The 15,073-nt window shown below is 63.1% G+C and carries 15 protein-coding genes; 9 read left to right on the forward strand and 6 right to left on the reverse strand.

What is annotated here, in order from left to right:
- The first annotated feature begins 245 nt into the window (after positions 1–245).
- The 6 genes from ACQ4WR_RS17155 (at position 246) to ACQ4WR_RS17180 (ending at position 5,351) form a co-directional block, all read left to right on the forward strand.
- On the forward strand, positions 246–899 hold the full coding sequence (locus ACQ4WR_RS17155; protein WP_102298128.1) for a PepSY-associated TM helix domain-containing protein: 654 nt from the start codon (positions 246–248) through the stop codon (positions 897–899).
- A 33-nt stretch (positions 900–932) separates the two neighbouring features.
- Entirely contained in the window at positions 933–1,448 is a 516-nt protein-coding gene (locus ACQ4WR_RS17160) for a DUF2271 domain-containing protein (protein ID WP_102298125.1), read from the forward strand.
- A 12-nt stretch (positions 1,449–1,460) separates the two neighbouring features.
- Positions 1,461–2,285: a DUF4198 domain-containing protein gene (locus ACQ4WR_RS17165; RefSeq protein ID WP_102298124.1), complete on the forward strand. Its 825-nt coding sequence runs from the start codon at positions 1,461–1,463 to the stop codon at positions 2,283–2,285.
- Between the two features lie 28 nt (positions 2,286–2,313).
- Positions 2,314–3,342 carry an FAD:protein FMN transferase gene (locus ACQ4WR_RS17170; RefSeq protein WP_436488685.1) on the forward strand — a complete coding sequence of 343 codons (1,029 nt, stop codon included), beginning with the start codon at positions 2,314–2,316 and terminating at the stop codon, positions 3,340–3,342.
- 13 nt (positions 3,343–3,355) lie between these two features.
- A complete protein-coding gene (locus ACQ4WR_RS17175; protein WP_436488687.1) occupies positions 3,356–4,729 on the forward strand; it encodes a sulfite reductase subunit alpha in 1,374 nt (457 codons plus the stop codon).
- A 70-nt stretch (positions 4,730–4,799) separates the two neighbouring features.
- The gene (locus ACQ4WR_RS17180) at positions 4,800–5,351 is read left to right on the forward strand and encodes a glutathione peroxidase (protein WP_102298117.1); all 552 of its coding nucleotides are present in this window, start codon (positions 4,800–4,802) and stop codon (positions 5,349–5,351) included.
- A gap of 96 nt (positions 5,352–5,447) precedes the next feature.
- On the opposite strand, the gene ACQ4WR_RS17185 is transcribed toward ACQ4WR_RS17180, so the two are convergent.
- The 6 genes from ACQ4WR_RS17185 to ACQ4WR_RS17210 form a co-directional block, all read right to left on the reverse strand.
- On the reverse strand, positions 5,448–6,674 hold the full coding sequence (locus tag ACQ4WR_RS17185; protein ID WP_436488689.1) for a DUF2325 domain-containing protein: 1,227 nt from the start codon (positions 6,672–6,674) through the stop codon (positions 5,448–5,450).
- Positions 6,675–6,713: 39 nt separating this feature from the next.
- Entirely contained in the window at positions 6,714–7,040 is a 327-nt protein-coding gene (locus ACQ4WR_RS17190) for a hypothetical protein (RefSeq protein ID WP_436488691.1), read from the reverse strand.
- An 86-nt stretch (positions 7,041–7,126) separates the two neighbouring features.
- On the reverse strand, positions 7,127–7,324 hold the full coding sequence (gene hemP, locus ACQ4WR_RS17195) for a hemin uptake protein HemP (protein ID WP_102298110.1): 198 nt from the start codon (positions 7,322–7,324) through the stop codon (positions 7,127–7,129).
- 296 nt (positions 7,325–7,620) lie between these two features.
- A complete protein-coding gene (locus ACQ4WR_RS17200) occupies positions 7,621–8,427 on the reverse strand; it encodes a Crp/Fnr family transcriptional regulator (protein ID WP_436488772.1) in 807 nt (268 codons plus the stop codon).
- 348 nt (positions 8,428–8,775) lie between these two features.
- On the reverse strand, positions 8,776–9,420 hold the full coding sequence (locus ACQ4WR_RS17205) for a response regulator (RefSeq protein ID WP_034750556.1): 645 nt from the start codon (positions 9,418–9,420) through the stop codon (positions 8,776–8,778).
- Positions 9,421–9,564: 144 nt separating this feature from the next.
- Positions 9,565–10,032: a universal stress protein gene (locus ACQ4WR_RS17210; RefSeq protein WP_102298108.1), complete on the reverse strand. Its 468-nt coding sequence runs from the start codon at positions 10,030–10,032 to the stop codon at positions 9,565–9,567.
- A gap of 469 nt (positions 10,033–10,501) precedes the next feature.
- Here ACQ4WR_RS17210 and ACQ4WR_RS17215 point away from each other — a divergent pair, with 469 nt between their 5' ends.
- From ACQ4WR_RS17215 to leuC, 3 genes are all read left to right on the forward strand, one after another.
- Positions 10,502–11,368 carry a protein phosphatase CheZ gene (locus ACQ4WR_RS17215; RefSeq protein WP_436488693.1) on the forward strand — a complete coding sequence of 289 codons (867 nt, stop codon included), beginning with the start codon at positions 10,502–10,504 and terminating at the stop codon, positions 11,366–11,368.
- Positions 11,368–13,242 (forward strand): chemotaxis protein CheA, encoded by a 1,875-nt coding sequence (locus ACQ4WR_RS17220; RefSeq protein WP_436488695.1) that lies wholly within the window; start codon positions 11,368–11,370, stop codon positions 13,240–13,242. The genes ACQ4WR_RS17215 and ACQ4WR_RS17220 overlap by 1 nt, the downstream gene beginning before the upstream one ends.
- A 276-nt stretch (positions 13,243–13,518) precedes the next feature.
- Positions 13,519–14,922, forward strand: coding sequence for a 3-isopropylmalate dehydratase large subunit (leuC, locus tag ACQ4WR_RS17225; RefSeq protein WP_436488697.1), 1,404 nt, complete (start codon positions 13,519–13,521; stop codon positions 14,920–14,922).
- The last annotated feature ends 151 nt before the right edge of the window (positions 14,923–15,073 follow it).

The following is a 15,073-nucleotide window of genomic DNA, read 5'->3' on the forward strand; positions in this document are numbered from 1 at the left end:
CCGCTCTGTACGGCAGCTTACCTAGCAGCCCATTCTTGCCAGGCCATGCAGGCGCGTGGCATGTTTCAGAGTTGTTACAAAACGCTGGCCTGGCGGGGGCTCCCATGTATTGACTTAATAAATGATAATCATTATCATTTGTTTGAAACTATCGGAAACTATCGGCATGGACTTTGATTGAAGGATGGGAATGAAGCACACTGACTTGTCGCGCCACCTGGCGCGCTCCTTGCCGGGAGCGGTCCATGGCTAACGCGGGCGCCGCAGACAAGGCCAAGAACAATGCCAGCCGTGCCGTCTGGCTAAAGAATTTGCACCAGTGGCACTGGATCAGTTCGGCGCTTTGCCTGCTGGGCATGTTTCTGTTTGCCATTACCGGCATTACCCTGAACCATGCCGGCCAGATCGAAGCCAAGCCGGCGATCACGCGCCAGAAGGCGGAATTGCCGGCGCCCCTCGTCACGCAACTGGCCGCCTATGCCGCCAAGCATGATGGCGCCAACGCGCCCATGCCGGCCGCCGCCGAAGCCTGGCTCAAGCAGCAATGGTCGCTGAATGCGGGCGGCCGTCCCGCCGAATGGAGCATCGACGAGGTGTACTTGCCGCTGCCCAAGGCGGGCGGTGACGCCTGGGTGCGCATCGGCCTGGAAGACGGCGCCGCCGAATATGAATTGACGGACCGGGGCTGGGTGTCCTGGCTCAACGATGTCCACAAGGGCCGCAACACGGGCGTGGCCTGGAGCTGGTTCATCGATATTTTTGCCGCTGCCTGTATCGTCTTTTGCCTCACCGGCTTGCTGATTTTGAAGTTCCATGCGGCCAACCGGCCATTTACCTGGCCGATGGTTGGCCTCGGTATCCTGATACCTTGCGCGATCGCCTTGCTGTTTATTCACTGATCGTTTTTATTCTCACTTTTTTACAGGCACACCATGAAATTACGCTACACCCTGGCGCTTGGCCTTCCCCTGATCGGTACGTCGGCGATGGCGGCCGATCTGTCCCTCAAGATTGAACTGCCGCAACTGAACGTGGCGGAATATCACCGTCCCTACGTGGCGGCGTGGCTGGAAACGGCGGACCAGAAGGTCGTGGGCAACCTGGCTGTGCTGTACGACGTGAAAAAGAAGGACAAGGCCGGTGAAAAATGGCTGAAGGATATGCGCCAATGGTGGCGCAAGAGCGGCCGCGACCTGGCCATGCCGGTTGACGGCGTCAGCGGCGCCACGCGCGCACCGGGCGAACATACCCTGACTTTCCCTGGCGCCAAGGCCTTGCTCGACAAGCTGCCGCCAGGCGAATACCAGGTCGTCGTGGAAGCGGCGCGCGAAGCGGGTGGGCGCGAACTGGTGCGCGTGCCGTTCCAGTGGCCGCTGAAATCGGCCCAGTCCGTGCCTGCCAAAGGCAAGGAAGAACTCGGTAATGTCGTCGTCCAACTCAAACCATAAGGCGCACCCATCATGTTCAAGCAATTCAACAAGACCCTGATCGTCCTGGCCCTGGCCGGCCTGTCCATGCACGCCCACGCCCACCGTGGCTGGATGGTGCCATCGAGCACGATGGTGGAAAGCAAGGACGCCTGGGTGACGGTGGATGCCGCCGTGTCCGACGGCCTGTTCGATATCGACCACCAGCCACTGCGCCTGGATGCGCTGCAAGTAATCGGCCCCGACGGCGCCAAGGTCGCGCCCGCGAACACCATGACCGGCCGTCTGCGCAGCGTCTTCGACGTGAAAATGGAAAAGCCGGGCACCTACAAGGCGGCCATCGTGTCGCAAAACGTGATGGGCAGCTATAAGGTCAACGGCGAGCAGAAGCGCTTCCGCGGCAACGAGGAAAGCTTCAAGAAAGACGTGCCGGCCGACGCGCAAGACTTGAAAATTACGCGCACGGCAGCGCGCCTGGAAACCTTCTTCAGCAATGGCGAGACCAGCACGGAAGTGTTCAAGCCAACGGGCGTGGGCCTGGAATTCGTGCCTGTCACGCATCCGAACGACTTGCGCGCGGGCGAGAAAGCTACCTGGCGTTTCTTGATCGACGGCAAGCCGGCGGCAAACCAGGCCTTCAGCCTGGTGCCTGGTGGCGTGCGCTACCGTGGTGTGCTCGGTGAAATTCGCCAGAGCACCGATGCCAAGGGTGAAATCACGTTCACCGTGCCAGCGGCCGGCATGTATTACCTGAGCAGCACCTGGCCTGCGGCCGCTCCGGCCGTGGCCGGCCAGCCGCCAGCCATGCCTGAGCGCCGCATGACGTACGCGGCCACCGTGGAAGTGTTGCCGCAGTAAGCGGCGGCGTCTGCGAGCCACATTAGCGATGCGCCGGGTCCTGCTGCCCCAGCATATTTCCGATCAGGTCGCGCCGCCCGGCGCCGCGATCCGGGACCTGCGCGGCCTGTCCATGGGCACCAGCTGGTCGGTGCGCTTGCTGGAGGCCGCCATGCCGGGGCGTGCCGGCAGCGCCGACTTGCAGCAGGGCTTGCAGCAGCAGCTGGACCTGGTGGTGGCACAAATGAGCCACTGGAGCGAGGAGTCGGACCTGGGCCGCTTCAACCGGGCCGAGCCCGGTAGCTGGCACAGCCTGCCCGCCGCCTTTTGCGAGGTGCTGGGCTTTGCCATGCACGTGGCGCAAGCGTCCGCTGGCGCTTATGATCCCTGCGCCGGCGCGCTGGTCAACCTGTGGGGCTTCGGCCCCCGCAACCGTTACGACCAGCCCGGCTTTCTTCCCCCTAAAGATGATACCGTCGCCCTGCTGCTGTCGCAGCGCCAGCGCCGCCGCCTGGAGCTGGACTTGCCGGCCCGCCGCGCGCGCCAGCCCGGCGGCTTGCAGCTGGACCTGTCCGCCATCGCCAAGGGTTATGGCGTGGACCGCCTGGCCCGCTACCTGGAAAGCCAGGGAATCAAACATTACCTGGTGGAAGTCGGCGGCGAGCTGCGCGGTGCCGGCAGCAAGCCCGACGGACAGCCTTGGTGGGTCATGCTGGAACAGGTCGATGGCGCCGGAATGCATGAGCATCCGGCGGAAATGATGCTGGCGCTGCATGGCTTGTCGGTGGCGACGTCCGGCGACTACCGGCGTTTCTTTGACGATGGCGCGGCGCGCTATTCGCACACCATCGACCCCCGCAGCGGCATGCCGATCGCCAATCAGCTCGCTTCCGTGACCGTCGTGCATGCCGAGTGCATGGCGGCCGACGCCTGGTCCACGGCCCTGACCGTGCTGGGCGTCGATGCCGGCATGGCGCTGGCCGAAGAACAGGGTCTGGCCGCGCGTTTCCTGCAGCGCGATGGCCACGGCTACCGCGAATTTCTGAGCAGCCAGATGCTGGCCATGCTCGACGAATGAATCGTTATTTCCCATGATTTTTACGCACGATACGACGCGGCTGGCCTTGCTGGCCGCCATGTCCCTCAGTTATGCCGGCGTGTGCCTGGCACCCTGGCTGCGCGCGCGCGGCAAGCGCCGCGCGGCCGATGCCGCCAAGGCAGCGCTGGCCGACAGCCGTCCGTGGCTGGTGGCCTATGCGAGCCAGACGGGCAATGCCGAAGAGCTGGCCACGCAAACGGCGCAGAGTTTGCAACTGGCCGGCATTGCCGTGCGCCTGTGTGCGCTGGCGGACGTGACGGCCGGCGATTTGCAGCAGGCCGAACGGGCCTTGCTGCTGGTCAGCACCTATGGCGAAGGCGATGCGCCCGACAATGCGGCCGCCTTCATGGGGCGCTGCATGACGCGCGCGGCGGGCGACATGGCGTTGCCGCAACTGCATTACGCCGTGCTGGCCCTGGGCGACCGCAGCTATGGCCAGTATTGCGGCTTTGGCCGCGCGCTTGACGCCTGGCTGGCGGGGCAGGGCGCGTCACGCCTGTTCGAACGCATCGAAGTCGACCGCAGCGCCAGTGCCGCCATCGAACAGTGGTTCCAGCACCTGATCCACCTGGCCGGCACCAGCGACGCGCCCGACTGGAGCGCACCGGCGTTCGCCGACTGGCGTTTGACGCAGCGGCGCCTGTTGAATCCCGGCAGTGCCGGCGGCCCCATCTATCACGTGGAACTGGCGCCGCTGGCGGGCGACTTGCCGGACTGGCAGTCAGGCGACCTGGTGCAGGTGACGGCGCCCGCCGATCCTTCGCAGCCGCGTGAATATTCGATCGCCTCGATTCCGCACGATGGCGGCGTGCACTTGCTGGTGCGCCAGCATGCGCATCCCGATGGCAGCCTGGGCCTGGCCTCCGGCTGGCTCACGGCGCAGGCCGAAGTGGGCGACGTGGTGCAGCTGCGCTTGCGCCAGCACCGCCGTTTCCGCCTGGAAGACAATGCCCGGCGGCCCTTGATTTTGATCGGCAACGGCAGCGGCATCGCCGGCTTGCGCGGCCACCTGAAAAGCCGCGTGCTGGCCGGTCAGCGGCGCAACTGGCTGATCTTTGGCGAACGCAACGCGGCCCACGATTATCACTATCGCGAAGAAATTGAACGCTGGCACGCCAGCGGCGACTTGCCGCGCCTGGACCTGGCTTTTTCGCGCGACCAGGCCGAGCGCACCTACGTGCAGGACCGCTTGCGCGGCAATGCCGACGAAGTCAGGTTGTGGCTGGAACAGGGCGCGGCCATCTACATCTGCGGCAGCCTGGCCGGCATGGCGGGCGGCGTCGACCAGGCTCTGCAGGAGCTGCTGGGGCGGCCCGCGCTCGATGCGCTGGCGGCCGAAGGGCGCTACCGCCGCGACGTGTATTGAGTTTTGGCGTAGCGCCAGCGCGTTCGCGCGCGGGCGGCTATGATGGTTGTTTCATCCAAGGAGAGCCATCATGAGCGACAGTATCTACGACATTCCCTTGCGCCGCATCAATGGCGACCCCACCAGCCTGGACGCGTATCGCGGCAAGGTCGTGCTGGTGGTGAACGTCGCCTCCGCTTGCGGCCTCACGCCGCAGTACGAGGGACTGGAAAAACTCTACGCCGACAAGCAGGCCGAGGGCCTGGTGGTGGCCGGCTTCCCCGCCAATGAATTCGGCGCGCAGGAGCCGGGCAGCAACGCCGAGATCGCGGACTTTTGCCGCGGCACCTTTGGCGTGCAATTTCCCATGTTTGAAAAGATCGTCGTCAAGGGGCCGGGCCAGCATCCGCTGTACCAGCGCCTGGTCGCGCAGCAGCCGCAGGCGCAGGAAAAGCCGGACAGCGATTTCCGCGCCAAGCTGGCCGGCTACGGCATCAAGCAGGAGCAGCCCGGCGACGTGTTGTGGAATTTCGAGAAGTTCTTGATCAGCAAGGAGGGCAAGGTGGTGGGACGCTTCTCGCCCGATACCACCGTCGACGATGCGATCTTGCGCGACGCCATCGCGCGCGAACTGGCAGCGTAAGCGGGCCAATAGAGCTGGCCAATTAAGCGTGCCAATTAAGCCTGCCAATTAAGCGAACGGCATGGGCGGGCGGCGCTGGCGCCGCCGTGGCCTGTCTTACTCTGCCGTGTTCAGCACGGCCGGTTGCATTTCTCCGCTCACTTCCTGCAAGCCGCGCGCCAGGCTGGAAATGCTGGGATTGTCGATGAAGACGCAGCGCTTGCCCGTGCGCTTGCAATAATCTTTCACGCGCCAGTAGGCGCTGTGGCTGATACAGCCGGTCTGGCAAATCACCAGGTCGGCCGCCGCCAGACTGGAATCGAGCAGGTTGGCATTGTCTTCCAGGCCGCCGTCGTGGTGGGCGAACTGGGCGCCGACCCGTTCGATCAGCGCGCGGTAGGTGGCGACATTGCCGCTGCGTCCGCCCACGCACAGCACGCTTTGGTCGACCAGGCGGATCGGCATTTTCAATTTGCCGCCGGTCGGCACTTCCAGCTTCGGTGCCGGTGGCGGCACGGCCGTTGCCGGGCGCGGCTGGGCTTGCTTCAATTCCGTGATTTGCTGGCGCAGTTCTTTCTCGCGCTCATCCATTTGCGCCAGGCGTTCGACCAGGCGCGTGCGCGATTCCAGCGCCGGGATGGCCGCCTGCAATTGCGCCAGTTCCGCGCGCAAGCCGTCGATGACGCTGTCCTTGCCGATCGATTCGGCCCGCGTGCGCAGCAGCACGGCTTCCTGACGCTCCAGGTCGCCCGTTTTTTCCAGCAGCATGGCCTGGCTGCGTTGTTGCAGCTTGGCCAGTTCGTGCGTCAGGCGCGCATTTTCTTCCTGCAAGGCCGTGAACTTGCCCATGTCGGCGCGCACGCACGCGCCCGCCTGGTGCTGGATCATGTGCAGGTCGCGGCACATCTGCTCTTCCAGTTCCGCGTCGCAGCGCGGGTGCGTCAGGCCGGCCCAGAAAGCGCCCGACACGTCGCCGTTGGCGACGGCCGTGCGCCACAGTTCGGCCACCTGTTGCGTGTTTTTGGCGCTGCGAAAACGCAGGATGACGGGCGCATAACGGCGTTCGAGTTCCTTTTGCAGCGCTTCCGACAGGCGGTTGCGCACGCCGCATTCCGTCACCGCGCCCACGTGCACTTCGTAGTCGTCGGCCAGCACGCGGCCACCCGTCATCTTGCCCACCAGCTTGCGCAAATAGCCGAGCGGCAAGCCCACGCCAACCAGCGGGCAATGGCAGGTATGCGACAGTTCCCACAGGCGCCGGCGGCGCGAGGTGAGCGCGGCTGTATCGGCCTCGGCACTGGAACAATTGCTGATGACGGGCAGGGACTTGTCTTTGTCACACATGGCGATATCCTGTTAGGCGGTGGCGGTCGGGATGCGAAATTATTGCGGCAGGGGCGCGGCAGGGCGTTTGGCCTGCAGCAGGCGGGCCAGGCGTTCGCGCACGCTGGTCTTCGGCGGCGCGGGCCGGTGCAGGGCCACCAGCGCGGCCCATTGCTGCGACAACTGCTGGCAGGTCGCTTGCAGCACGGGGCCGAGGTCGGGCAAGCCGGACAGGACTTGCAGATGGCGTTCGATGACGCCGGCCAGTTTCGGGCAGGCGCTGTCGGCATGGTAATGCGACATCAGGTGCAGCACGGCCGACAGCATCAACTCAGGCTGTTGCCCGTTCAAGTTGGAAAACTTTGAAGAAGGTCGGTCGTTCGCCATCAAACGCTCCTGTGCGGTGGTTTGGCTGGCTGGCGCGCACGGCGGCACGACTGGCTGGCAGTGGGGGGGCTGGCTGCCGTACGGCTTCAGGCAGTCAGAATCAGCTTGTTCAATTGCGTGACACGCAGGCGATAGATCTTGCCGCTGTGTTCAATCTCCACCTCGCGGCCCTGCTGCAGCAGCGCTTCGCTGGTGATGCGGCGCGCCGGCTGCGCCATGCTGACGGGAGGACGGACGTGGGCACTGGCGGCATCCTGGATCAAGGCTGGTTTTGAGCTTTGCATGTTGGGCTTTCTTTATCTCAGTTGAGAATGATTCGTATTTGCATTATTGTTGAATGTAGCCCGAAAAGCAAGGCTTATTTGTGCGGAATCCGCGCTTTTTTGGTGCGCCATGGCATGCGCGATTCTGGCGGCGTGGAAATGCGGCGCCAAGGCGGCGCGCAGGGGAGGGCGGCGGCAAAAAAGACCCGGCGAAGCGTTGTGCGCCTCGGCCGGGTCAAGCCTGTGCCAAGCTTGAAGGAAGGGAACGTGCGGCTAAGTCAGCCGCAATAAATTCAGCCACATTTCTTGAAGATGACTTAGATAGTGGCCAGTAATTGCGCCGAAGCTTCGCTGGCGGCGGCCGCATCGGCCTTCAGCTTGGCGGCGGCCAGTTGCTTGGCGCGCGAGCGCGATGGCGGCAGCCGGCGCAGGGTTTTCAGCGCATCCGGATCCTTGATGCCGATGGTGCGCTGGTCTACCGTGATCAGGCCGATTTCATTGAAGGCGGACAGGGTGCGGCTGACCGTTTCCAGGGTCAGGCCCAGGTAGCTGCCGATTTCGTGGCGCGTCATGCGCAGGTTGAACAGCTTGCTGGAATAACCCATCTGTCCGAAACGCTCGGCCAGCGAGACGAGGAAGCGGGCCACGCGCGCTTCAGCGCTGAGGGCGCCCAGCATGCCGATCATGGCTTGCTCGCGCACCAGTTCGCGGCTCATCACGCCATACATCACATTTTCCAGTTCCAGGTGCACCCTGCCCAGCGCCGTCAACTTCTTGAAGGGCAGCAGGATCAGGTCGCAGTCGGACAGGGCCACCGCTTCGGATGAGTAATGGCGCGAATGGATGCCGTCGACGCCCAGCATGTCGCCCTTCATGGGAAAGCTCAGCACTTGCTCATTGCCGAATTCATCGATGAGCACGGTTTTCAGGAAGCCGGAATTGACGATATACAGGGTGTCGAAAGGCTGGCCGATGGTGTGCACGCGCTGGCCGGTCTTGAATTGCACATGCTGGAACAGCAGCTCGTCGGCGGCGATGGCGCAGGCGCTGGAGATATGCAGCAAGTCGCATACTTCCTTCAGGTTCGACCACAGCCGTCCTTGGCGCTGGCGTCCCGCTTCCATCGAAGGCGACGGGATTTGCGATGGCGTGGCGGGGCGGTTTTCAGGCGTTTGCGTGGACAGCATGTTCATCTCCTGGTGACAGGTAGTTCAGAGTTGAATGACGGGATGCGCGAGGGCTGCGGGCACGCTAGCAGGCTATCGGCGGCGCTCAGTCCTGGCAGGTAATGCTCAATTCGCTGAAGACTTGCTGTGTGATGAAGTAACTTCCCAGCAACTTGATAACTGGTTTCAGTATGCCAACAACCGTATGGAATTCATATCAGCAGTGGCTGAATATGGCAGTAGGAGCTGCGGTAGGTAGAGTAGGATTGTTCCTACAGTTGGCGCGTGGGGCACGCGCCGGCGGGTTCAGGTCTTGAAGGGGGAAAGCAGGCGGTGGGCAACGGCGTATTGCACCATTTCCGAAAGCGAACTCATGCCCATCTTTTGCATGATGCGCGTCTTGTGCGTGCTGACGGTTTTCACGCTCAGGTGCAGGTTGTTGGCGATTTCCGTGATCGACTTGCCGGCCACCAGCAGGGAAAAGACTTCGAATTCGCGGTCCGACAGCTGCTTGTGCAGCAGGCTCTCGTTCGGCATCATGATGTTGAGCACCAGCTGCTCGGCCACTTCGGCGCTGATGTAGGGGCGTCCCGACGCCACCTTGTGGATGGCGCCCACCAGCTGCGTGCCCGCGCTTTCCTTGGTCAGATAGCCTTGCGCGCCGGCACGGATGGCGCGCACCGCATATTGCTCTTCCTCGTGCATGGTGAGGATCAGGATGGCCAGCTTGGGCGCTTCGCTGCGGATTTGCCGGATCAGGTCGACGCCGCTGCGGCCCGGCATCGACAGGTCGAGCAGCAGCAGGTCGAAACCGCCCTGGCGTACATGGTTGAGCACTTCAAAGCCGTCGATGGCCTCGCCGACGATATCGATGTCCGGCGCGCCGTCGAGTATGCGCTTCAAGCCCTCGCGCATGATGGTGTGGTCGTCGGCAATCACAATACGTATCATAGGCGGGCAATCTGCAGGGCGGCCGTTGCCGGAGACCCCAATGTTAAGAAACGAGTAAGCTTGTCATATTAACTGAAAACGGCCGTCGATTTGCCTTTTTCTTAACAGTTGCCCCTTGTTGGCACCCTGTCGCCATCTGACACGCTATTGCGGCGCGGGTTCCTTGATCAGCCTGTGCACCAGCACGGGCAATTTCGAATGCGACAGCACTTTATTGGTCACGCTGCCCAGCAGCAGCTGGCCCCAGCCGCTGCGGCCATGCGAGCCCATGAAGATCAGGTCGCACTGCTGCAGCTGCGCCACTTCCACGATCTTCAGGGCCGGGCTGTCGGAAAACGCCGTCAGGCCCGTCGCTTCCAGGCCCCGCTTGGCGGCCGCGTCCAGGATCGGCTGCCAGTGGTCGGCGCCCGCCTTGCGCATGGCGATGCGGTATTCCTCTTCGCTGGGATAGCTGGGCGGAATGATTTCGATGTAGACGGGGTACTGGTATTCGGGCGCCACGTACACGGCCAGGATGTCGGCGTGCATCTGCTCGGCAAAGGCAACACCGGCACAGGCCGTCAAATTGGAGACGGCCGACCCGTCCGTGGCGATCAGAATTTTCTTATACATGGCAGCTCCTTCATCGGTGGATCGGCACGCGCAACGCCCCTTATTGTAGACGTGGCGACAGCATTGTATTCATGTAAAGACTTGATAATTATCAACACTCCTGCACCTTCAGTATAGACAACATTGGCAGAAAGACCGTGTTTTTGCCGCACAATACAATGCGGCGGCGCCGTTGCAAGGACTCCACGCGCGCAGGATTTCTTGCGCGAAGCGTGGTCTTGCCTGCAGGCCAATGGTAGTATTTCAAAATACAACAGTAGGAACACTTATTTCCTGGTGGAAAAGCTCTTGCAAGCCCGCTTTGCACCAGGAAGCGCGTTTTGAGATTTACCAACAGGGCGGCGCCCTGCTACACTCGCACCATCGCAGCGGTATTGCCTCAAATCATCTTAATCGAGAAATTGCGGGTATCAGTCTGTAAAACGCACAGTTCAGGCGGAATTTTGACAAATTATGGAGAAGCAGGGATATGACCAACGCCGCTGATGATTTCGATGCATTATTCGATGAAGTATCCGCGCAAAGCGCGGCCGCAGCCAAGCCGGCGCCTGTCGCCGCGCCCGCTCCCGCCGTGATCGCGGATGACGATTTTGACGCGCTGTTCGATTCCGTATCGGCCAGCGCCGCCGTGCCTGCACCGGCACCCGCCGCCGCACCCGCCGCCCCGGAAGCGGCGCCGGCGGCTGCCGCCGTAGCCGCCGACGCGGCTGACCCGGCCGATCCGGTCGACCAGTCCGACAAGCCGATGTTCGAGCGCCTGGGCGGCATCGTGCGCCTGCTGCACGATTCGCTGCGCGAACTGGGCTACGACAAGGCCCTGACGGAAGCGTCGTCGCAGATCGTCGACGCCCAGGACCGCCTGGAATATGTTGCCACCTTGACCGAGCAGGCCGCCAACAAGGTCCTGAACACGCTCGACGAAGGCATGCCGGCACAGGACGTGCTGTCGAAGAAGGCCAAGGACATGGACAGCCGCTGGACGGCCCTGTTCGACGGCAAGCTGAGCCTGGAAGAATTCAAGGCCTTGGCCGGCGACTCGCGCCAGTTCGCGCAAGCCGTGACGGAGGCAACGGAAGCGGAAAAAGCACGCTTGCTGGAAATCATGATGGCCCAGGACTTCCAGGACATCACGGGACAGCTGATCAAAAAAGTGGTCAATATCACCAAGACGGTGGAAAACGAGCTGGCCCAGCTGCTGCGCGACAACGCGCCGGCCGAAGTGCGCGAAAAACTCGCGCAGAAGCAGGATGCGCCGCTGATGCAGGGCCCGTCCGTGCCGTCGGTGGCGCTGGACCAGGATAATGTGGATGACCTTCTTGCGGATTTGGGATTCTAATGGACGATATGCTCAAGGATTTCGTCGTCGAGGCGATGGATCTTGCGGTTAATGTTGAAGAGCACTTATTGCGTCTCGAACGCGATCCGGATAACAAGGAAACACTGAATGCCGTGTTTCGTTCTTTTCACACCATCAAGGGCGGTGCCGGCTTCATGGGCCTGCCTGCGCTGGTGGCAGCCTGCCATCTGACGGAAAACCTGTTCGATGCCTTGCGCACGGGCGCCGCGCCCGTCACCCCGATCGCCATCGAGGCGGCGCTGCAAGCGTCCGGCTTTGTTGCCGACCAGCTTACGGAACTGGCTAACGGTTCCGCTCCGGAAAGCTTGCCGGCCATGCCGGAAGAGCTGGAACATATCCTGACGAACGCCATCGAAGGCAAGGGCATGGATGCGCCCGCCGCTGCCGCGCCCGCCGTGGCGGTGCAAGCCGTCGTGGCCGAAGTGCTCGTCTCCGCGCCCGCTTCTGCCACGTCCACTGCCAGCGCCGATGGCCTGGACTGGGAAGGCATGTATAACGCCGTCGTGCCTGCCGGCAGCCAGCTGGCCGTCGTGGCGGCGCCTGCCGCCGCGGCCGCACCAGCCGCCGTGGCCGCCGCGCCAGCCGCTGCCGCCGCCAAGCCGGCCGGCAAGAACTGGGATGGCGTCGACCGCCGCGAAGAGCGTCCCGACGTGCGCCACGCCGCGCCCGTCAAGGAAGACAGCATCCGCGTCGACGCCGTCAAGCTCGACGCCTTGCTGGAAGTGGCCGGCGAATCCGTGCAGGCCGCCAACCAGGCTGCCGTGCTGCTCGAGCGCTTGCTGCAATTCAAATTCGAAGGCCAGGCCGCCACCTTGATGGCGACCCTGGCGGAAACCCTGGAACGCGCCTCGCGCTACTCGACGGAACTGCAGCGGGCGACCCTGGCCACGCGCATGCAGCCCGTCGGCCGCCTGTTCCAGAAATTCCCGCGCCTGGTGCGCGAACTGGCGAAAGACCTGGGCAAGGATGTCGAGCTGACCATCGAAGGCGCGGAGACGGAAGTCGACCGCGTGGTGGTCGACAGCCTGTACGATCCGCTCGTGCACATGCTGCGCAACTCGCTCGACCATGGCGTCGAATCGCCGGAAGCGCGCCTGGCCGCCGGCAAGCCCGCCAAGTCGTATATCTCGCTCAAGGCATGGCAGGAAGCCAACAGCGTCATGATCGTGCTGCAAGATGACGGCAAGGGCATGGACCCGGTCTTTCTGCGCAGCAAGGCGCAGCAAAAGGGCCTGATCAGCGAAAACGCGCAACTCAGCAACGACGAGTGCTTCCAGCTGGTCTTCCTGCCGGGCTTCTCGACCAAGGAAGTCGCGTCCAGCGTTTCCGGCCGTGGCGTGGGCATGGACGTGGTGAAAACGGCCGTGGAGAAAAACCGCGGCGCCATCCACATCGAATCCATGCTGGGCAAGGGCACGAAGTTCGCCATCCGCCTGCCGATCGAACTGTCGATCGTGCCGACCATGCTGGTCTCCACCTCGGGCGCCGCGCTGGCGCTGCCGATGGCGGTGGTGCAGCGCGTCGTCGAATTGCCGGAAACTTTCATGGAAGTGGGCGGCGCGCCGGTCTTGAAAGACCAGGGCCGTCCATTGCCCGTGCGTTCGCTGGCCGGCGCCCTGGGCTACGAATCGTGCAGCGAGCGCGTCGGCATTGTTGTCGCCGCGCCACAGCCGTACATTCTTGCCGTGGAAGCCGTCGATGGCACGGCCGACCTGGTGATCAAGCCGATGACGGCCATCACCGTGGAAGGCATTACCGGTACCGCCCGCTCGGCCGAAGGCGAGCTGGTGCTAGTCGTGGGCCTATCTTTCCTGATGGATGGTTGCAGGGGAAGTGTGCGCATGGCTGCCTAGAAACACAGGCACGTACACCAAGCCCGCTGCGGACCTCTGCAGCGGGCTTTTTTTTCGGCTTTTTTCGATTTTTATTCGCCCCGCCGGCATTTTGGCGGATTTTCGTATCAGCAATTTTTTAGTCATATCCGCAAAGCGCGCCGAATTTTGTATCGCCCATCCCACGCTGGGGTGGCTTTTGGTTCTGCATTGAACAAAATATGGCATAATCATTGCCGATCCCTTCGATCAGTACGACAGATCACTTAAACAGGCTGTGGCAACGCTGCATATATCATGATGAAGACGCTTTACGACAAACTTTGGGAATCCCACGTTGTTCGGGCCGAAGATGATGGCACGACAATTCTGTACATCGACCGGCACTTGCTGCACGAAGTCACCAGCCCGCAAGCCTTTGACGGCCTCAGCGTGGCGGGCCGCCAGCCATGGCGCATTTCCGCCAACCTGGCCGTGGCCGACCACAACGTGCCCACCACCAGCCGCGTCGACGGCATCGCCGATCCGGTCTCGCGCCTGCAGGTGGAAACCCTGGACAAGAACGCCAAGCACTACGGCTTGACCTACTTCAACATGAACGACAAGCGCCAGGGCATCGTGCACGTGATCGGCCCCGAGCAGGGCGCGACCCTGCCTGGCATGACGGTGGTCTGCGGCGACTCGCACACGTCCACGCACGGCGCTTTCGGCGCGCTGGCGCACGGCATCGGCACGTCCGAAGTCGAGCACGTGCTGGCCACGCAGACCTTGCTGCAAAAGAAATCCAAATCCATGCTGGTGCAAGTCGATGGCGCCTTGCCGGCCGGCGTCACGGCCAAGGATATCGTGCTGGCGATCATCGGCAAGATCGGCACGGCCGGCGGCACGGGCTACTGTATCGAGTTCGGCGGCTCGGCCATCCGCGCGCTGTCGATGGAAGGGCGCATGACGGTGTGCAACATGGCCATCGAGGCGGGCGCGCGCGCCGGCATCATCGGCGTCGACGACACCACCATCAATTACGTCAAGGGCCGCCCGTTCTCGCCGGCCGGCCCGCACTGGGAACGCGCCGTGGCCTACTGGCGCACCCTGCACTCGGACCCGGGCGCGCGTTTCGACCTGGTCGTCACGCTCAATGCGCAAGAGCTCGAGCCGCAAGTGACGTGGGGTACTTCGCCGGAAATGGTGATCGGCATCGATGGCCGCGTGCCGGACCCGGACAATGAAAAAGACAGCGTCAAGCGCGACGCCATCGAAAAAGCCCTCGTCTACATGGCCCTGAAACCGAATACGCCGATTACCGACGTGCGCATCGACAAGGTCTTCATCGGTTCCTGCACCAATTCGCGCATCGAGGACTTGCGCGCGGCCGCCGCCGTGGTGCGCGGCAAGTACCGCGCCTCGAACGTGACCCTGGCGCTGGTCGTGCCCGGTTCCGGCCTCGTCAAGGATCAGGCGGAACGCGAAGGCCTGGACCGCATCTTCAAGGATGCCGGCTTCGAGTGGCGCGAACCTGGCTGCTCGATGTGCCTGGCCATGAATGCGGACCGCCTGGAACCGGGCGAACGCTGCGCCTCCACCTCGAACCGCAACTTCGAAGGCCGGCAAGGGCAGGGCGGGCGCACCCACCTGGTGTCGCCCGCGATGGCGGCCGCGGCCGGTATCGCCGGCCACTTTGTCGACGTGCGGGCATTGCGATGAATTAAGGGAGTTGCGTGGTAACGCAGCCAAATTCCGGGGTCAGACCCGCCGGGGGAATTTTTTCCAGTGGAAAAAATTCCGAGCCGTAGGACTGACCCCAGCTTTAAGCCGCTGGGTTACACTGATGCTTCCGGCTTTCTCAATATACGCA

Source organism: Janthinobacterium amylolyticum, from assembly GCF_051380655.1.
Lineage (GTDB): Bacteria > Pseudomonadota > Gammaproteobacteria > Burkholderiales > Burkholderiaceae_D > Janthinobacterium.